13 protein-coding genes are annotated in these 15,492 nt (G+C 72.0%); 7 read left to right on the forward strand and 6 right to left on the reverse strand.

Annotated elements, in window-relative coordinates:
- Nucleotides 1-448: 448 nt before the first annotated feature.
- Nucleotides 449-1,342 (forward strand): SDR family NAD(P)-dependent oxidoreductase, encoded by an 894-nt coding sequence (locus tag ACZ6SD_RS12360; RefSeq protein ID WP_465316999.1) that lies wholly within the window; start codon nucleotides 449-451, stop codon nucleotides 1,340-1,342.
- On the opposite strand, the gene ACZ6SD_RS12365 is transcribed toward ACZ6SD_RS12360, so the two are convergent.
- On the reverse strand, nucleotides 1,339-2,859 hold the full coding sequence (locus ACZ6SD_RS12365; protein WP_465317000.1) for a hypothetical protein: 1,521 nt from the start codon (nucleotides 2,857-2,859) through the stop codon (nucleotides 1,339-1,341). The genes ACZ6SD_RS12360 and ACZ6SD_RS12365 overlap by 4 nt on opposite strands.
- Nucleotides 2,860-3,171: 312 nt before the next feature.
- Here ACZ6SD_RS12365 and ACZ6SD_RS12370 point away from each other — a divergent pair, with 312 nt between their 5' ends.
- Nucleotides 3,172-3,900 carry a tectonin domain-containing protein gene (locus ACZ6SD_RS12370; RefSeq protein ID WP_465317001.1) on the forward strand — a complete coding sequence of 243 codons (729 nt, stop codon included), beginning with the start codon at nucleotides 3,172-3,174 and terminating at the stop codon, nucleotides 3,898-3,900.
- Nucleotides 3,901-4,006: 106 nt separating this feature from the next.
- Here ACZ6SD_RS12370 and ACZ6SD_RS12375 read toward each other — a convergent pair whose 3' ends face one another.
- The 3 genes from ACZ6SD_RS12375 to ACZ6SD_RS12385 form a co-directional block, all read right to left on the reverse strand.
- Nucleotides 4,007-4,837 carry an ADP-ribosylglycohydrolase family protein gene (locus ACZ6SD_RS12375; protein WP_465317047.1) on the reverse strand — a complete coding sequence of 277 codons (831 nt, stop codon included), beginning with the start codon at nucleotides 4,835-4,837 and terminating at the stop codon, nucleotides 4,007-4,009.
- 68 nt (nucleotides 4,838-4,905) lie between these two features.
- Nucleotides 4,906-5,697 (reverse strand): SDR family NAD(P)-dependent oxidoreductase, encoded by a 792-nt coding sequence (locus ACZ6SD_RS12380; RefSeq protein ID WP_465317002.1) that lies wholly within the window; start codon nucleotides 5,695-5,697, stop codon nucleotides 4,906-4,908.
- Nucleotides 5,698-6,010: 313 nt separating this feature from the next.
- Nucleotides 6,011-6,187: a hypothetical protein gene (locus ACZ6SD_RS12385; protein WP_465317003.1), complete on the reverse strand. Its 177-nt coding sequence runs from the start codon at nucleotides 6,185-6,187 to the stop codon at nucleotides 6,011-6,013.
- Between the two features lie 172 nt (nucleotides 6,188-6,359).
- On the opposite strand from ACZ6SD_RS12385, the gene ACZ6SD_RS12390 reads away from it, so the two are divergent.
- Nucleotides 6,360-8,102, forward strand: coding sequence for a fatty acyl-AMP ligase (locus tag ACZ6SD_RS12390; protein ID WP_465317004.1), 1,743 nt, complete (start codon nucleotides 6,360-6,362; stop codon nucleotides 8,100-8,102).
- 7 nt (nucleotides 8,103-8,109) lie between these two features.
- Here the strand turns inward: ACZ6SD_RS12390 and ACZ6SD_RS12395 are convergent, their stop codons facing one another.
- Nucleotides 8,110-8,985 carry a poly(ethylene terephthalate) hydrolase family protein gene (locus tag ACZ6SD_RS12395; RefSeq protein ID WP_465317005.1) on the reverse strand — a complete coding sequence of 292 codons (876 nt, stop codon included), beginning with the start codon at nucleotides 8,983-8,985 and terminating at the stop codon, nucleotides 8,110-8,112.
- A gap of 290 nt (nucleotides 8,986-9,275) precedes the next feature.
- Between ACZ6SD_RS12395 and ACZ6SD_RS12400 the strand changes: the two genes are divergently transcribed.
- On the forward strand, nucleotides 9,276-11,099 hold the full coding sequence (locus ACZ6SD_RS12400) for an AfsR/SARP family transcriptional regulator (RefSeq protein ID WP_465317006.1): 1,824 nt from the start codon (nucleotides 9,276-9,278) through the stop codon (nucleotides 11,097-11,099).
- Here the strand turns inward: ACZ6SD_RS12400 and ACZ6SD_RS12405 are convergent.
- A complete protein-coding gene (locus ACZ6SD_RS12405; protein WP_465317007.1) occupies nucleotides 11,053-13,890 on the reverse strand; it encodes an RHS repeat domain-containing protein in 2,838 nt (945 codons plus the stop codon). The two genes, ACZ6SD_RS12400 and ACZ6SD_RS12405, sit on opposite strands and share 47 nt — an antisense overlap.
- A gap of 23 nt (nucleotides 13,891-13,913) precedes the next feature.
- Between ACZ6SD_RS12405 and ACZ6SD_RS12410 the strand changes: the two genes are divergently transcribed.
- The 3 genes from ACZ6SD_RS12410 to ACZ6SD_RS12420 all read left to right on the forward strand — a co-directional run bounded on the left by ACZ6SD_RS12410 (nucleotide 13,914) and on the right by ACZ6SD_RS12420 (nucleotide 15,485).
- The gene (locus ACZ6SD_RS12410) at nucleotides 13,914-14,147 is read left to right on the forward strand and encodes a hypothetical protein (protein WP_465317008.1); all 234 of its coding nucleotides are present in this window, start codon (nucleotides 13,914-13,916) and stop codon (nucleotides 14,145-14,147) included.
- A 510-nt stretch (nucleotides 14,148-14,657) separates the two neighbouring features.
- Entirely contained in the window at nucleotides 14,658-14,825 is a 168-nt protein-coding gene (locus ACZ6SD_RS12415) for a hypothetical protein (protein ID WP_465317009.1), read from the forward strand.
- A gap of 438 nt (nucleotides 14,826-15,263) precedes the next feature.
- Nucleotides 15,264-15,485 (forward strand): hypothetical protein, encoded by a 222-nt coding sequence (locus ACZ6SD_RS12420; protein ID WP_465317010.1) that lies wholly within the window; start codon nucleotides 15,264-15,266, stop codon nucleotides 15,483-15,485.
- Nucleotides 15,486-15,492: the final 7 nt, after the last annotated feature.

The raw sequence follows: 15,492 nt of genomic DNA on the forward strand, positions 1-15,492 counted from the left end.
ACACATTTCGCTGAGCATTATTTTGCCGTCGACAACCCGCCTGACCAGCCAGAATACCCGCACCTGGACATGCCTAAACCGCGAGCGAAGGGGTGCTTGAACACCGGTTCCGCACGCGGAAAGCGAGGTCTTTTTACGCCCTCAACCAGCTACAAGAAGGATCTGCGAGCCCGTCTGCCCGCACGAGGGGCGAGCCGAAAACTGTCCGATCCGGAGTACGCGGCTAATCGCTCTGGCATACCCGCCGAGTGCCGGGGCGATCTCTCCGCGACCCGGCCATCCGGATTCACGGCGACCGGCCCGCGCGCCGCTGCCACCATCTGTCTTCTCCATATCCCCGACTGTGCGCGTATGACCCGCACACCGCTTTGACTACCAGAGGGGCCGCGCGAAACGCAACATTAGAACATTAAGAATCTCTACTTCTCGCCCCGCGTACGGTGGAGGCATGCGCACCATGCTGATCACCGGGGGCACCGGGAGCCTGGGACGGGAGACCGCCAGGGCCATCGCGGCGGCGGGTGGCTGGCGGGTCGTGGTCACCGGGCGCGATCGGGCCGCGGCGACGGCGACCGCCGACGAGATCGGCGCCGTGGGGATGCCGCTCGACCTCGACTCGCTGGCAGGCGTGCGGCGGTTCGCCGCCGATCTGGCCGGGGCGGGGCTGCCGCCGCTGCACGCGGTGGTGTGCAACGCGGGCGTGCAGATCGTGTCCGGGACGGCGGTCACCGCGGACGGGATCGAGCGGACGTTCGGGGTCAACCACCTCGCGCACTTCCTGCTGGTGCGGGAACTCGTGCCGCACCTGGCGAAACCCGCGCGGGTCGTGTTCGTCGCCAGCGACACCCACGACCCGGCCCGGCCAACCGGGATGCCCGCGCCGGTCTACACCGACGCCCGGTCCCTCGCCTACCCCGAAGAGACCGGCGAGAGCCCGAGCCTGGTCGGGCGGCGGCGCTACACCACGTCCAAGCTGTGCAACGTCCTGGCCGCCTACGAGTTCGCGCGGCGATGCGGGGCGGAGTCCGGGATCGCGGTCAACGCCTTCGACCCCGGCCTGATGCCCGGGACCGGTCTGGCCCGCGACTACCGCGGCGTCCAAGCCCTGGCCTGGCGCTACCTGCTGCCCGCGCTCACCGTGGTCCCCGGCGTGAACGCGCACACCCCGCGCCGGTCGGCCGCCGCCCTGGCCCGGCTGGTGCTCGACCCGGACCTCACGGTCACCGGACGGTACTTCTCCGGCTTCCGCGAGGTCCGGTCCTCCACCGAGTCCTACGACCGCGCGAAGGCGGCCGACCTATGGGAGACCAGCGTCGAGCTGACCGCGGCCCTGATCACCTAAGGTGAGGTCACTTCGATGACCCGGACGTTGCGCAGCGCGCCGTCGCCCGCGTCGTGCTGGGAGCGGTAGAGCAGCTGCATCCCGACCGGCAGCGGGGTGCCCGGTTCGATGGTGTGGTCGCCGCCTTCCGGCGAGCGGACGACGACGCGGCCCGCCGTGCCGTCCTCGATCACCTCGTACCACTGGGTCTGCTGCGGGTTGACCCGGGAGTTCGGCGGCGCGTCGAAGCTGATCTCCCACATGACGACGCGTTCCTCGTTGGCCGCCAGCGTGAGCTCGTAGCTGATGACCCAGCCGGTCTGGTCCTCCGGCCAGGTCTGCGCCCACTGCCCGATGATCCGCACGTCGGCGCTGACCGGGGGCAGCTCGACCGCGGTGGTGACCGCGTCGGAGTGCTGCGGGGCGGTGTTGGCGCGGGTCGGCGAGATGATGGACGCGCTGCTGGTCAGGCCGCCCTCGAACGCGGGGTCGATCGTGCCGCTGACCGTGATCGTGGCGCTGGCGCCCTTGGGCAGGTTGACCGGCTGGCTGAGCCTGTCGGTGACCGAGCCCCCGCCGCATTCGGCGCCGTTCGCGGGCACGCAGGTCAGCTCCAGGTCGGAAAGCTGCTCGGCGAGGACGCCCTCCACCACGGCGTCGGCCGCGTTGTTGGGCCCGGCGTTGGACACCTCGATCGTGTAGGAGATCCGGTCTCCGGACTCCGCCGTCGCCGGGCCCGTCATGTCCAGCGGCATCCGGGCGGGCAGGGCGACGGTGAGGTTCTTGATCCGGTGGGCCGCGATGGCGCTGCCGGTGCCCGCGGCGAAGCCCAGTTTGAAGGTCGGCGGCAGGGCGACCTGTCCGGGCGCGCCCGCGAGGTCGAAGCCGTCGATCAGCACGGTCCCGTTGGGGTTGGCCGCGGTGGAGTGCACCACGGTGAGTCGGCCTTCGATGATGGACAGTTGGATGTGCGCGCCCCGCTCCCATGGCGCGGCGAAGCCGCCCGCCATCGGCGCCCCGGTGAGCCAGCGGAACCCGGCCCGCTCACTTCCCGAGCCGCGCACGCCGACCATGTTCGGGGACTGGCCGGGGCCGCCCGTCCCGGACAGCGTCGAAGCGTAGTTGCCGTGGTTGTCGAAGCCGACACCCACATATCCCGCCGTCACGCCCGCGGCGACGATGTCGCCGGAGCCGTCCTTGGTGAAGGAGTAGCCGAGCCCGCCGCCGTGGCCGCCGGGCCGGGTCGTGCGCGCCCCGTCGATGAGGTAGACGCAGAAGCCGTCGCCGGGGGCGTTTCCGGAGGCGGTCACGCACGAGTAGTCGAAGTCGATGGTCACGCCGAGCAATGAGGAGAACGGCTGGTCGAGAAAGCCGGTCCCAGCCTTGCTCTGGGCGTCGGGAGTGAGTTGGAGGCTGCCGTTGGTCAACGCGGCCGCACCGAGGAACTTCCAGTGCGGGGAGCCGGGCGTGGAGTCCGCGAACGTCTCGATGAGCGGAAACTGCACCTGCTGGACGGCGACGGGCGCTTGGGCGGTCATGACGTCTCCTTTGTGGGCGGACTTGCCGTGCGGCCCACGGCGATGCCGCGCCATGCCACTCACTGTATGAGTCCACGTCTATCCACAGTGTGATCAACCTTGAGGTTCACCCCAACGGGAAGAGCGGGCAACCCGGGCGCAGCAAGATCATCACCCAGATGCGGCGAAACGGTCCCGTGCGGTGTACGCAGACAATTCGTCCGCGCTCCCTGCTGGCCCATTCGGTTGCCTTCCCGCGTCATTGGTGTGAGCGTGCCGGGATCGACCCAACGCGACTTCGTTTCACGCTAGGGTCGCACACGTTCGATCCGCGTGTTCCCCTTCTCTTCGGCGACGAAAGAGGAAACTATGGCGCATTGGAAGAATATCTCCGGAGGTTTGTCCGCCATCGCTGTCGGGGCCAAGACAGCGGTATGGGGAGTGAACTCCAACAATCAGATTTACCACTACACCAACCATGACACGAACCCGTGGGTCGGCATCCCGGGCGGGCTTTCCGATATCGGGGTCGGAGCCGACGGCACGGTCTGGGGCGTGAACCCCGCGGGCAATATCTACAGATACACCGGCGACACCGACGACGACCCGTGGCTGCAGATCCCCGGCGGCCTGACCCGCATCTCGGTGGGGTCGCGCACCAACGTCTGGGGCGTCAACCGGGAGGGCCGGATCTACCGGTACACCGGCGATGACGCCGCGCCCTGGGTGAACATCCCCGGCGGGCTGACCGACATCGGCGCCGCGGCGGACGGGACCGTCTGGGGGGTCAACGCGAACGCGAAGATTTACCGGTACTCGTGGACGGCCAATCACTGGATCAATATCCCGGGCGGCCTGGTCAGAATCGACGCGGGATCCCGGACGAACGTGTGGGGCGTCAATTCTGAGGGGCAGATCTACCGCTTCAGCGGCGACGACGCGAACCCCTGGGTGAACATCCCGGGCGGGCTTTCCGATATCGGCGCGGGCGCCGACGGCACGGTCTGGGGCGTCAACTCCGCGGGCAAGATCTACCGCTACACCGGCGACGCGCCGAACTGACCGCGCACGCCGTGACCTGACCCAGGTCTGTCCAGAAAGGCGCTTCCGGCCGGGGCGCGCTATTCCTCGGACAAGCGCCGGGAGCGCCTTTCGGACATTCCGCCGCTCAGCGCGGCAAGCGGGCATCGAGTTCGGCGAGGTAGTCGAATCCGTAGGGCCCGCGTTCCAGGCCGTCCAACAACGCGGGCGGCAGGTCGGGGGCGAACTCCGCGGACCGGGACGCCGCGGCGAGAGCGATGGTGGCGACGGTGTCGACGTCGCCGGTGAAGGCCACGCAGGCGCGCAGGAGGCCGCTGAGGGTATCGGTGGCCGCGAGCGCGGTGAGCGCGGCGCGGACGCTCATCCGGCCCGCCGACCCCACCTTCCCCCGCCACGGCTCCGCCCAGCCGCCCGGCACGTGGCGGTCGATCCAGCGGCCGATGTCGGCCACCGGGCCCAGCCCGAAGTGGCAGTAGTGCACCGCCAGTGCCGCGGCCTGCGCCGACTCGACCCCGCCGGGGGTGTCGTGGGTGACGCGGGCCTGGATCTCGGTGTGCCGCAACACCTCCGGCACGGTCGGCAGCAGGCCCAGCGGGCCGGAGCGCATGGCCGCGCCGCTCTTGTCGCTGGCCGGGCGCAGCCTGCGCAGTAGTTCCCCGCCGTCGCGCACCTCGCGCAGCAGGCCGTGGAAGCCCGCGGCGTAGCCATCGCGGGGGTCGCGGTGAAAGACCCGGACGAACGCGTCGGCCAGCGTGGGCGCGGTCCACGGGTCGCCCGAGAGCAGCGTCTCGGCCACGGCGAGCGTCATCTGCGTGTCGTCGGTGTAGGACCCCGGCCGCAGCCCCCGGTGCCTCGGGTGCGGCACGTAGCCGCCCAGGGTGTTGTGCTCGGCGACGAAAGCCAGGTCCGCGTACTCGAATCCGGCGCCGTAGGCGTCGCCGACCGCCAGTTCGACCATCACCCGCGCATCGTGGCAGAGACCAGCGGTCGGACGGACCGGATTTCCACACTGTCCACAGTGGAGTGTCACCAGGTGGGGTGGGCGCCGACGCCGCCGTCCACCACCAGGTCGTGGCCAGTGATCCAGGCGGCCATGGGCGAGGCGAGGAAGACGCACGCGTCGCCGACGTCCTCGGGGCGGCCCAGGCGGGTCAAGGGGGCCGCCGCGTGCCAGCGGCGCACGCCATCGGGCCAGTCGTCGGCGAGCCCCGGGCGGTCGACGAGGCCCGGGGACACCGTGTTGACCCGGATGCCCAGCGGCCCGTACTCCAAGGCGGCGGCGCGCGCGTGCATGATCAGCGCCGCCTTCGCCGCGCTGTAGTGCGCGTGCCCGTGGGCGGGCTGGCTGCCCTCGATGGAGGCGATGTGGGTGACCGTGCCGCCGCCCGCCGGGCCCAGCACCGCGGCGGCGGCCTGCGTGCAGGAGAACGCGCTGGTGAGGTTGGTGTCGACCACCGCGCGCCACTCGGCGGCGGACATCTCCGCCAACGGCAGCACCGGCTGCACGCCCGCATTGTTGACCAGCGCGGACAGGCCCCCGCCCCACGCCGCGGCCTGTTCGACCAGCCGGTGGCACTCGGCGTCGTCGGTGAGGTCCGCCGCGATCGCGACCGCCCGGCCCCCGGCCGCGGCGATCCGGCCGACCAGGGCGTCGGCGCTGGCGCGGTGATGGTGGGCGACCACCGCCGCGCCCGCCTGGGCAAAGCGCAGGGCGATGCCCCGGCCGATCAGGCCGCTGGCTCCGGTCACCAGCACGACCGCGCCGCGCAGATCGGGCAGCCCGGGGTCAGGCGCGGGCGTCGCCGAGACCGATTCCATCCGCGCAGGCCTCCCGGTGACCAGGCTTCTCCCGACGAGCAGCGGTCGCCGCCCACCGGAATGATCTCCGGAAGCGCCGCGCGCGACAACCGGGAACCGCCCGGCCGCCGAGTGCGGGCGCCAGAAAGGCGAGCAGGCTGGGCACGACGTCGTGATGCGCGGCGAGCAATCGACCGGGATTCTCCTTCAGGTTCGACATTAGCGGCGACCAGGCGCGACATCGTTTTCGCGGTCTGTGGGACGTGGGGCCGAATACATTCTCCAACGAGTGGCAACGAGCAGTTTTCCGAGCCGGGCCACGGCTACCAGTCGATCAGAAATTAGTGGCGGCGCGGCCGGGCAGCCGGGCGCGCGGGGGCACCGGCCCTCGGCCGCGTCGCCCGGAGACCCGGAACACCGACAGGTTTTCCCTGGTGAACGCCAGTGCGGCAGTGCCGGACGCGGCGAACGACGACCGCTGGACAATCCCGGAGTTAGAAAAACTTGACAACGAACTAGAGAATGATGACAAAATATTACCGCGGCTTTCCGTTGCCAAGGCTCCGTCGTCAGCCCTACGGTGTACTCACCAGTTTCCCGAACCTTGCCCGCCATTTCGCCACCAGCGGCGAATCGCAGGTTTCGGCCGTTCCGGCAGCGACGCCGGAAATGAAGGAGTCCTCGTGCGGAATGTCCTCACGGATACCACACTGCCCGGCCAGCTCGCGGCGTGGGCCACGCTCGACCCGCACGGGGTCGCGGTGTCCTTCCTCGACTACCGCGCCAACCCCGCTGGCGAGCAGTTCTCCCTGACCTGGGGCGAACTCGACGCGCGGGTGGCCGCCGTCGCGGCCTGGGTGGGCGCCCAGGTGGACCGGGGCGAGCCGGTGGCGATCCTGATGGACCAGACCCTGGACTACGTGGTGGCGTTCCTCGGCGTGCTCGGCGCGGGCGCCGTCGCCGTCCCGCTGTTCGCGCCGGGACTGCCCGGCCACGCCGACCGGCTGGCCGCGGTGCTCGCCGACTGCGCGCCGCCGCTGGTGCTGGTCGACCACGGCGCCGACCACGCCGATCACGAGGTGCGCGGCTTCCTCGCCGACCGAGGACTGCCCCCGACCGAGGTCGCCGCCCTGCCGACCGAGACCGGCGAGCGCGGCGAACCGGTCCCGCTCCGCGCCGAGGACGTGGCGTACCTCCAGTACACCTCCGGGTCCACCGGGTCCGCCCGCGGCGTCATGATCACCCACGGCAACGTGGTCGCCAACGCGCGGCAGTGCACCACGGCCTACGAGATGGAACGCGGCCACACGGTCACCGTGGGCTGGCTGCCGCTGTTCCACGACCTGGGCCTGGTGCTCTCGGTCGCGGTGCCGGTCGTCGCGGGCATCCGCTCGGTGTTCATGCAGCCGATGGCGTTCCTGGAGCGGCCCGCGCGCTGGGTGAAAGCGCTTTCGGCCAACCCGAGCGCGGTGACCGCCGCGCCCAACTTCGCCTACGCCTACTGCGGCGCGCGGGTCGCCGACGCGGACAAGGCGCGGCTGCGGCTGGAGACGGTGCACGCCATGGTCGACGGCAGCGAGCCGCTGCAGGAGGCGGCGATCGCCCGGTTCCGCGACGCGTTCGCCGTCTGTGGGCTGCGGGCGCGGGCGCACCGGCCCTCCTACGGCCTCGCCGAGGGCACCGTCGCGGTGTCGACCACGGTGGCGGGCACGCTGCCCAAGGCCTGGTCGTTCGACCGGGAGAAGCTGGCGGCGGGCACGCTCGCCGAGGCGCCAGCGGGCTCGGCCACGGCGATCAACCTGGTCTCCTGCGGTCGGCCGATGGGTCAGACGGTGGCGATCGTGGACCCGAAGACCCGCCGCGAGCTGCCGCCGGGCGCGGTCGGCGAGATCTGGGTGACCGGGCCCAACGTCGGCCAGGGCTACTGGAACCGGCCCGAGGAGTCGGCGGCGACCTTCGGCGCGGTGCTCGCCGACCCGGCCCGCGACGACCGTGGCGGGGACGCCCGGGACGACCTCGCCACGTGGCTGCGCACCGGCGACCTCGGCGCGTGCCACAACGGCGAGCTGTTCGTCACCGGGCGGATCAAGGACCTGATCATCGTCGACGGCGGCAACCACTACCCGCAGGACATCGAGCAGACCGTCGAGCGGGCGCACCCCGCGATCCGCCCGCGCAACACCGTCGCCTTCTCGGTGCCCTCGCCCGAGGGCGAGCGGGTGGTGGTGCTCGCCGAGCGCACCAGGTCGGTCCCGGCCGACTCGATCGACCTCGCCGACCTCGCCGGGGCGGTGCGGGCCGCGGTCGCCCGCCGCCACGGCATCGCCCCGCACGAGGTCCGGCTGGTGGAGCCGGACACCCTGCCGCGCACCTCCAGCGGCAAGATCGCCCGCTCCACCTGCCGGGACCGCTACCTCACGGGCTGAGCTGCGCTCAGAACTGCGCGGCCTTGGCGTTGCGCCGGAAACTCGACCACATCGGCGCGGCGCAGTTGCCGCACTGCTGGCCGAAGAAGTCGCCCCTGGCCTGCTCGTCGCCCATCAGGTGGTAGCGGAACCACGCGGTGACCGGACCGCGGAACTGGCCGCCGTCGCCGACCGGCGCGAAATGGGACGCGCCGCGCATTTCCCCGTAGATCGCCGGAATGTGGCCCGCGCTGTTGTACCGGGGGATCACCAGCAGGAACGGGACGACGATGAGGTCCAACTGGCCGCCGAGAATGAACATGGGGGTGGTGAGCTTGGCGATGGCGCCCTGCGGGCCGGGCTGGATGGGCACCGTGGTGTCGATCCTGGGGTCCGCGCCCGCGACGATCGCGCCGCCGCCGCCCTGCGAGTGGCCGGTCACGCCGACCTTGTCGAGGTCGACCTTGCCCGCGTAGACACTGTCGGGCCGCGCGTTCTGGCTGGCCAGGTAGTCCAGTCCGGCGAGCATCTCCCGGCCCGTGCCGGACTGGGTGGTGTCGGCGGCGGCCACGATGAAGCCGTGCGAGGCCAGGTGCCGCAGCAGGCCCGCGTACGCCTTCGGGGTCGCGCCGGTGCCGTTGCCCCACAGGATCACCGGGTGCTTGCCACAGCCCTGGCCGAGGTCGGTGGGCCGGAAGACGGTGTGCCCGACGCCGCTGGCCTCCTGGGTCACCGCGAACGGCCCGGCCGCGGACCAGTTCTTACCGACCGAAGGACAGGCCGACGCGGCCGAGGTGGCGGCCTCATCGGCGAAGACCGACGAGTGGGCCACGGTGGTGCCCGCGACCGCGAGCGTGACCGCGCTTGCCACGGCGAACACCTGATAAATGCGACGGATTCGCACAGAGGGCTCCTTTCAACGATGCTTGACAGAATGCCCTGGCCAACCCGGGCACGCCCTTGTGACCTGGAACAGAGTTGTGGCGGGCTCATTGTGACAGATCCCTTGCCCGCCCGGAAAAGATCCTTTCGGAAACGCCCGGAAAGCATTCCACCGAGCCTATCGTTTCTTTGATTAGTGACAATTTTCCGGCCGACCCGCCGCCGTCGAGATCCGAAAATCGTTCAAAACAGAGTGCCGGAAGTGATCCCGATCGCACTGGGCGGTTTGCCCGGTTGTGGCACCCTGTCGCCATGACTGGGGATGTGCGGATCAACCTGCTTGGTCCGATCAGGATCGTCACCGCGGACGGTCCGACGCCGGTGGCCCCGGCGAAGGTGCGGGTGCTGCTGGCCGCGCTGTTACTGCACGACGGGCGACCCGCCCATGTGGACGAGCTCACCGAGCAGGTGTGGTCCAACGACCCGCCGCGCAACCCCAGGGCGGCGATCCACACCTATGTCGGGCGGTTGCGCAGGCTGCTGCCCGACCCGACCGTGCTGCGCGCCGAAGGCCACTCCTACCGGCTCGACCTGGGCGCGAACGGCACCGACCTGCGCGAGTTCCGCGCCCTGGTGGCCCGCAGCCGCGACAGCGCCGACCCGGCGCACGCCGCGGACCTGCTGCGCCGGGCGCTGGGGCTGTGGCGCGGGGCCCCGGTCGCCGACGCGGTGTCCGACGTGGTCCGGGCCGAGGCGTCCACGCTGCGCGCGGAGTGGTTGCAGGCCGTGGAGTGGCGGATGGCCGCCGAGCTGTCGCTGGGCAGGCACGTGGAGGTGCTGCCCGAACTGCGCGACCTGGTGGCCCGGCACCCGCTGCGGGAGCGGCTGTGGGCGCTGCTGCTGCGCGCGCTGTGCGCGGCGGGCCAGCGGGCCGAGGCGTTGCGCGCCTACGCCGACGTCTCCGCGCTGCTGCGCGAGGAACTGGGGGTCGGACCAGGCGACGAGCTCACCGCACTGCACCAGCGGATGCTCGTCCGCGGCGAGCACGCGGCCCCGCGCGACTGGGAGCCGATCTGCCAGCTGCCGCCGCCGGTCGCGGACTTCGTCGGGCGGGTCGAGCTGATCGATGAGGTGACCGGGCTGCTCAGCGCGGGCGATGGCGTGCCGCTGGTGGCGCTGACCGGCCCGCCCGGCGCGGGCAAGACCGCGCTGGCCGTCACCGTCGCGCGCCGGGTGCGCGACCGCTTCCCCGACGGGCAGCTCTTCGTGCCCTTGGCCGCGCACGGGGCCGCCCCATGCACCCCGTCGACCGCGCTCGGCGAGCTGCTGCGGGCCATCGGCGTGCCGACCCTGCCCGCGACCATCGAGGCCCGCTCCGCTGAGCTGCGCGCCCGCCTCGCCGGGCGGCGCGTGCTCGTCGTGGTCGATGACGCCGCCGACGCCGCGGCGGTGCGCCCGCTGCTGGCCGGGGCGCCCGGTTCGGCGCTGCTGGTCACCAGCCGCGACGAGCTGCGCGGCCTGGTCGCCCTGGACGGGGCGCGGCGGCGGCTGGTGTCCGCGCTGGCCCCGGCCGAGGCCGAGGACCTGCTGGTGCGCCTGCTCGGCGACCAAGTGCGCGGCGCCTGCCCCACGCAGACCGAGGAACTGGTCCGGCTCTGCGCGGGCCTGCCGCTGGCGCTGCGGCTGGTCGCCGCGCACCTGGCTGTCGACCCCGAGCCCGCGCTCGGCCGCTGCCTGGTCGAGCTGCGCGGCCCGGAGCGGCTGACCGCCTTCGCCATCGAAGGCGACCCGGACACCGCGATCCGGGCCACCTTCGACCGCTCCTACACCCGCCTGGACGACGAGTCCCGCGCGGTGTTCCGGGTGCTGGGCGTGGTCACCACGACCGAGGTCGGCTTCCCCGTGCTGGCCGAGGAAGCGGGCCTGCCCGAAGCAGCCACCCGCCGCGCGGTCCGCAGGCTGGTCGCGGCGCACCTGCTGGAGGAATGCGCGCCCGACCGGTACCGCACCCACGACCTGCTGCGGGCCTACGCCGCGGAACTGGCCGCGGAAGCCGACCCCGGGCGGGCGACCTGCTGCGGGAGCGGGGTCAGCAGTCCACGCACAACGGCTCCGGCCACAGATCGCGCCACCTGAACACGTAACCGCTGTTCTCGCCGTGCGAGATCCCCATCGCGCCGAAGCCGTGCCCCTTGCCCGCGCTCATCCCGACCGAGGCGTCGAAGGACCACTTGCCACCCTCGTCCAGGTTGTACTCGGCGCCCCCTTCGATGTCGATCCGGCGCAGCTTCGGTCCGCGTTCGATGAAGAACACGGTGCCGTCGTTGACGTCGCTGGCGAGATCGGTGTCCCGTTTGACCTTGACTCCAATCTCTCCCCCCGAGCCAGGACCGAGTTGGACACCGCCCTTGCCCGCCTGGTTGAAGGTCACGCCGCGCCGGTCGACGGACATGCAGCCTTCCATGCCCACCATCATCGGAACCGGAACCCTGGCGTCGATGTCGCCGCCCCCCGACGCCGACAGGCAGAGGCTGGTGGAGCCGCGGAAAATCGGGGTCTTCATGATGACGGGCGCGACCACCCGCTCGAACCAGTCCGCCGCCTTCTTGGCTCCCGCGAGCAGGTGGTTGTAGCCGGTGGCGATCAGCCTTTTCGGTGTCGGCGGCCGCATCGGCGTCCAGGGCTTGTAGCCCAACGGCTTCTTGCCCATCCCATGCTTGGGACCGTCGTGCTTGTTGTCGCAGTACTGCAAGCACTGGCCCCGTGAGTTGCGGACCGGGCCGGTCTCGCTCCAGCCCGGGTCGCCCCGGCAGACGTTGTAGTCGCACGGCGCGAGGCCGTCGGGGTCGCTGAAGGTGACCGGGCTGTTGTTGGCGTAGGTGTAGCCGTGGGTCTGCTGGGGGTCGGCCAGGTCCATGATCGGGTCCACGGACAGGAACCGGCCGTTGGCCGCGTCGTACTGGCGGGCGCCGAGGGTGATCAGGCCCGCGGCCGCGTCGCGGACGCCGCCGACGTAGTCGCGTTCGCCGGGGAGGGTGGCCGCCGGGCCGCGGGTCTCGCCGAACGGGGTGCGGCGCTGGTGGGTCACGCCGAGGGTGGCCGCGTCGACCGCCACTTCGGGGGTGCCCTGGTGGTCGACCGCCAGCCAGGACAGGCCCGCCTGGGTGCGGACCGCGACGGGCTGGCCCGCGAGGCGGTAGTGCCGGGTGCCCGACAGCGCGCCGGTCGAGCGGTCCAGGCGCACCTCCTGCTCACCGAGATACAGGGTGACCCCGGCCGGGTCGCGGCGGAGCAGGCGGTCGCCGTCCGCGGTGTAGACGTACTCGGTGGGGCCGCCCGGCCCGCTCACCGAGGCGAGGCGGTTCTCCTCGTCCCAGGTGAGGGTTTGCGCGGCGCCGCCGACCGTGCGGGCGGTGACGTTGCCCGCCGCGTCGTAGTCGAACTCGTCGGTGGTGACGCCGGACGGGCCCTCCGAGCGCACCGACCCAAGCCGGTGCCCACCCTCCACAGTGGACGTGCGGACGGTGTCGCCCGCCGTGCCGCGCTGGGTGGCGGTGAGCCGGTTGCCGACCGCGTCGTGGGTGTAGGAGTGGTGGTACGGCGCGGGTCCGGCGAGCGCGCCCGGCGCGGCGGCGCAGTCCGACGACGGGGTCCACGCCTCGGTGAGCCGTCGCAGCGCGTCGTGCCGGAAGCACTGGGTGTCGCCGTTGTCCGCGTCGGCGACCGAGGTGAAGTTGCCCGCCGGGTCCTGGGTGTAGCGCACGTCCGCGCGCATCGGGTCGACCGTCTCTGTGTCCACAATGGACCGAGTGGTGCGCCTGCTGTTGGTGTCGTAGTACCGCGACAGCCACACCCGCTTCGGGCTGACGCCCAGCTCGACCCGCTGCGGCTCGCCGTAGCGGGTGTGGTCGACGGCGGTCACGTAGTCGGCGGCGCCGGACAGCCTGGTCGGACTGCCCAGGTCGTCGTAGGAGTGCACCAGGGTTTCCTTGCCCAGCCCGCCGACCGCGGGCAGGGCCACGCTCGCCAGGCTGCCGTCCACCTTGTACGTGGGATAGGTGCTGTAGGTGCCCGCCAGCGCCAGTTCCGCCTCGGGAACCGTGACCGAGACACCGGAGGGCTGGTAGAGCTGGCTGTAGCCCAGGATCTTCGTGACGTAGGCGCCCCCGCCGACGAAGCGGGTGCTGGTGGCCGGGCGCCCCTTGCCCTTGAACACGGTGTCGTAGGTCCACTCGGCGAGCTTGGCCGCGTCCCGGTGCAAGGTGCGCTTGCGGCCCAGCGAGTCGTAGGCGTAGGTCAGCGTGACGCCCCGGGCGTCGGTGCTGGTCAGTTTCTGGCCCGCGGCGTCGTAGGTGGAGACGGTGACGCCGCGGTCGGGGTCCTCGTCGCGCACCAGCCTGCCGCGCAGGTCGTACCCGCGCCGCCAGAGGCTGCCCGCCGGGTCGGTGACGGTGGCCAGCCTGCCCGCGGTGTCGTAGGTGTAGCGGGTGGTGTCGAGGCCGCCGGGCCGGTGCAGGCTCAGCTCCGTGGTGCGCCCGCGCGCGTCGGTGACGGTGGTCCGGGTCGTGCCGCCCTGCGGCGGGACCACAGTGGTCCGGTCGCCGCCGTGCTGGGTGGTGGTGACCCAGTTGACCGCGCCGCCGACGAACGCGCTGGTGACCGGGCGGCCCGCGCCGTCGTGCCCGGTCACCGTCATCCCGGCGACCTGGGCGTCCTCGGCGACCCACAGCGACTCGTCGGGGACGGCGTCGTTGAAGTACGGGGCGGTGGCCTTGTGCTGGCGGCCCTGCGAGTCGTACCGCACGTCGGTGATCAGCCTGCCGCCGCCGTGCGCGGCGCGCTGGGTCTGCCGCTCGCGCAGCAGGCCGTCGTGCAGGACGGTGGTCGTGGCGTAGACCTCGTTCGCGGTGAGCGTGGACGTGGCCACCACACTCGGGCCGTCGTTTGCGGATGACGTACCGGTGGCGGTGGTTGCCGCCGACGCCGGGCGCCCGGGTCCGGTTGGGCAGCCAGGTCTCCACGACGCGGCCGAGCGGGTCGTGGGCGTGCTCGGTGACCCGGAGGTTGGCGTCGGTGGACTTCACCACCGCGCCGGACGCGGGTTCGAGCAGCGTGGTCACCGCGTGCGCGGCGGGGTTGGCAACCACGGTCTGCGTGGTCGGCCCGCCCGTCTCCGGGGTGTAGCGGACGGTGGTGACCCGGCCGAGTTCGTCGGCGGAGTCGAGGACCCGGCCGTGCGCGTCGTAGGTGGTCGTCGTCGCGGGCGCGTACTGCGGGCCGGACGCGGGCCGGGCCTCGATCTCCTCGGTCCTGGTCGGGTTGCCCCGGGTGGGCGGCACGCCGAAGGCGGCGCCGTCGTAGGCCGTGCGGGCGCCGGAGACGGCGTGGTCGGGGAAGACCGGCGTGGTCTCGCACCGCACGGACACGGTCTCGGCCGACGACGGGAAGTCGATCAGCCAGCGGGTCGTGTCGCGGGCGTAGGCGAGCCGGGTGCACTGGTCGTCGGCCCCGGTCGCGACGTCGCCGAGGTCGTTGACGCGCTCGGGCAGGCCGTGTTCGTCGTAGGCGGTCTCGGTCCTGGCGACCCGGCTGCCGCCCGCCGCCAGCGCGGTGTGCGTCGCGGTCGCGCCCTGGCGCACCCGGTATGCCTTGTGTTGGCCGCGGGTCGCGGTCGGCCCGGCCCACACCGGGGTGGTGATCTCCTTCGACACGGCAGGTCCGCCCACGCCGTCGAGCACGGTGGACTCGTACTGGAAGCCCGCGAGCCAGTCGTGGTCGGTGGTGACCGTGTTCTCCGAGTCGGTCACTGTCACCGTCCGCCTGCCGTTGTCGGGCAGCGTGTCGCCGTCCATGCCCCGGTAGAACCGGCTTTCCACCGCGGTCACCGGGCCGGAAGGGTCGCCTGCTCGTCCTTTGTGGACTCGGACGCGCCCGTATCCCCGGTACTCGTTCCAGGTTTTGCGGTCGGGCTTGGTGAACTCGGAGGTGTCGTAGTGCCAGGCGGCGCCGTCGAGGTACTCGTAGCCGGTCACTTCCTCGGGGTTGGCCGAGATCCGGTCGGAGCGGACCACACTGGCCACGACGTAGCGGTGGAACCAGTCCGTGCGCTCGGCGTAGTCCTTCTTGGCCCAGCGGACCGGGAAGCAGCGCTGGGTGTTCTCCTCCGGCTTGGCCGGGATCTGCGCGCACTCGACCGGCGCGTAGGCGACCGAGAGCACCCCGCCCGCCTCGGACACCACGCCGCTGATCCGGTAGCGCCACAGCCGGGGCAGGCCGTCGCCGCCTGCGACCCGGTTGGGCTTGCGCTCGCCCTCGAACACCACCGGCGGCAGCGCGGCGTCGCCGCCGACGTGTCCGGTGTGGACGATCGAGCGCAGCCACAGGGCGGCCTTCTCCCCGTCGCCGGGATCGGGGAACTGGTGCTCCAACGTCCAGGAGTCCACCGGCGTGAACTCCGTGCCGCGGCGGACCTTCGTGGTCACCTTCGCCAACCGCTTGGTGGTGAAGAACGACGGCACATAGCGGTCCA

Source organism: Actinokineospora sp. NPDC051303, from assembly GCF_055586285.1.

Coding starts and splice junctions, on each gene's coding strand:
- ACZ6SD_RS12360 (WP_465316999.1), top strand. CDS start 449: ATGCGCACCATGCTGATCACCGGGGGCACCGGGAGCCTGGGACGGGAG.
- ACZ6SD_RS12365 (WP_465317000.1), bottom strand. CDS start 2,859: ATGACCGCCCAAGCGCCCGTCGCCGTCCAGCAGGTGCAGTTTCCGCTC.
- ACZ6SD_RS12375 (WP_465317047.1), bottom strand. CDS start 4,837: ATGGTCGAACTGGCGGTCGGCGACGCCTACGGCGCCGGATTCGAGTAC.
- ACZ6SD_RS12380 (WP_465317002.1), bottom strand. CDS start 5,697: ATGGAATCGGTCTCGGCGACGCCCGCGCCTGACCCCGGGCTGCCCGAT.
- ACZ6SD_RS12400 (WP_465317006.1), top strand. CDS start 9,276: ATGACTGGGGATGTGCGGATCAACCTGCTTGGTCCGATCAGGATCGTC.
- ACZ6SD_RS12410 (WP_465317008.1), top strand. CDS start 13,914: ATGACGTACCGGTGGCGGTGGTTGCCGCCGACGCCGGGCGCCCGGGTC.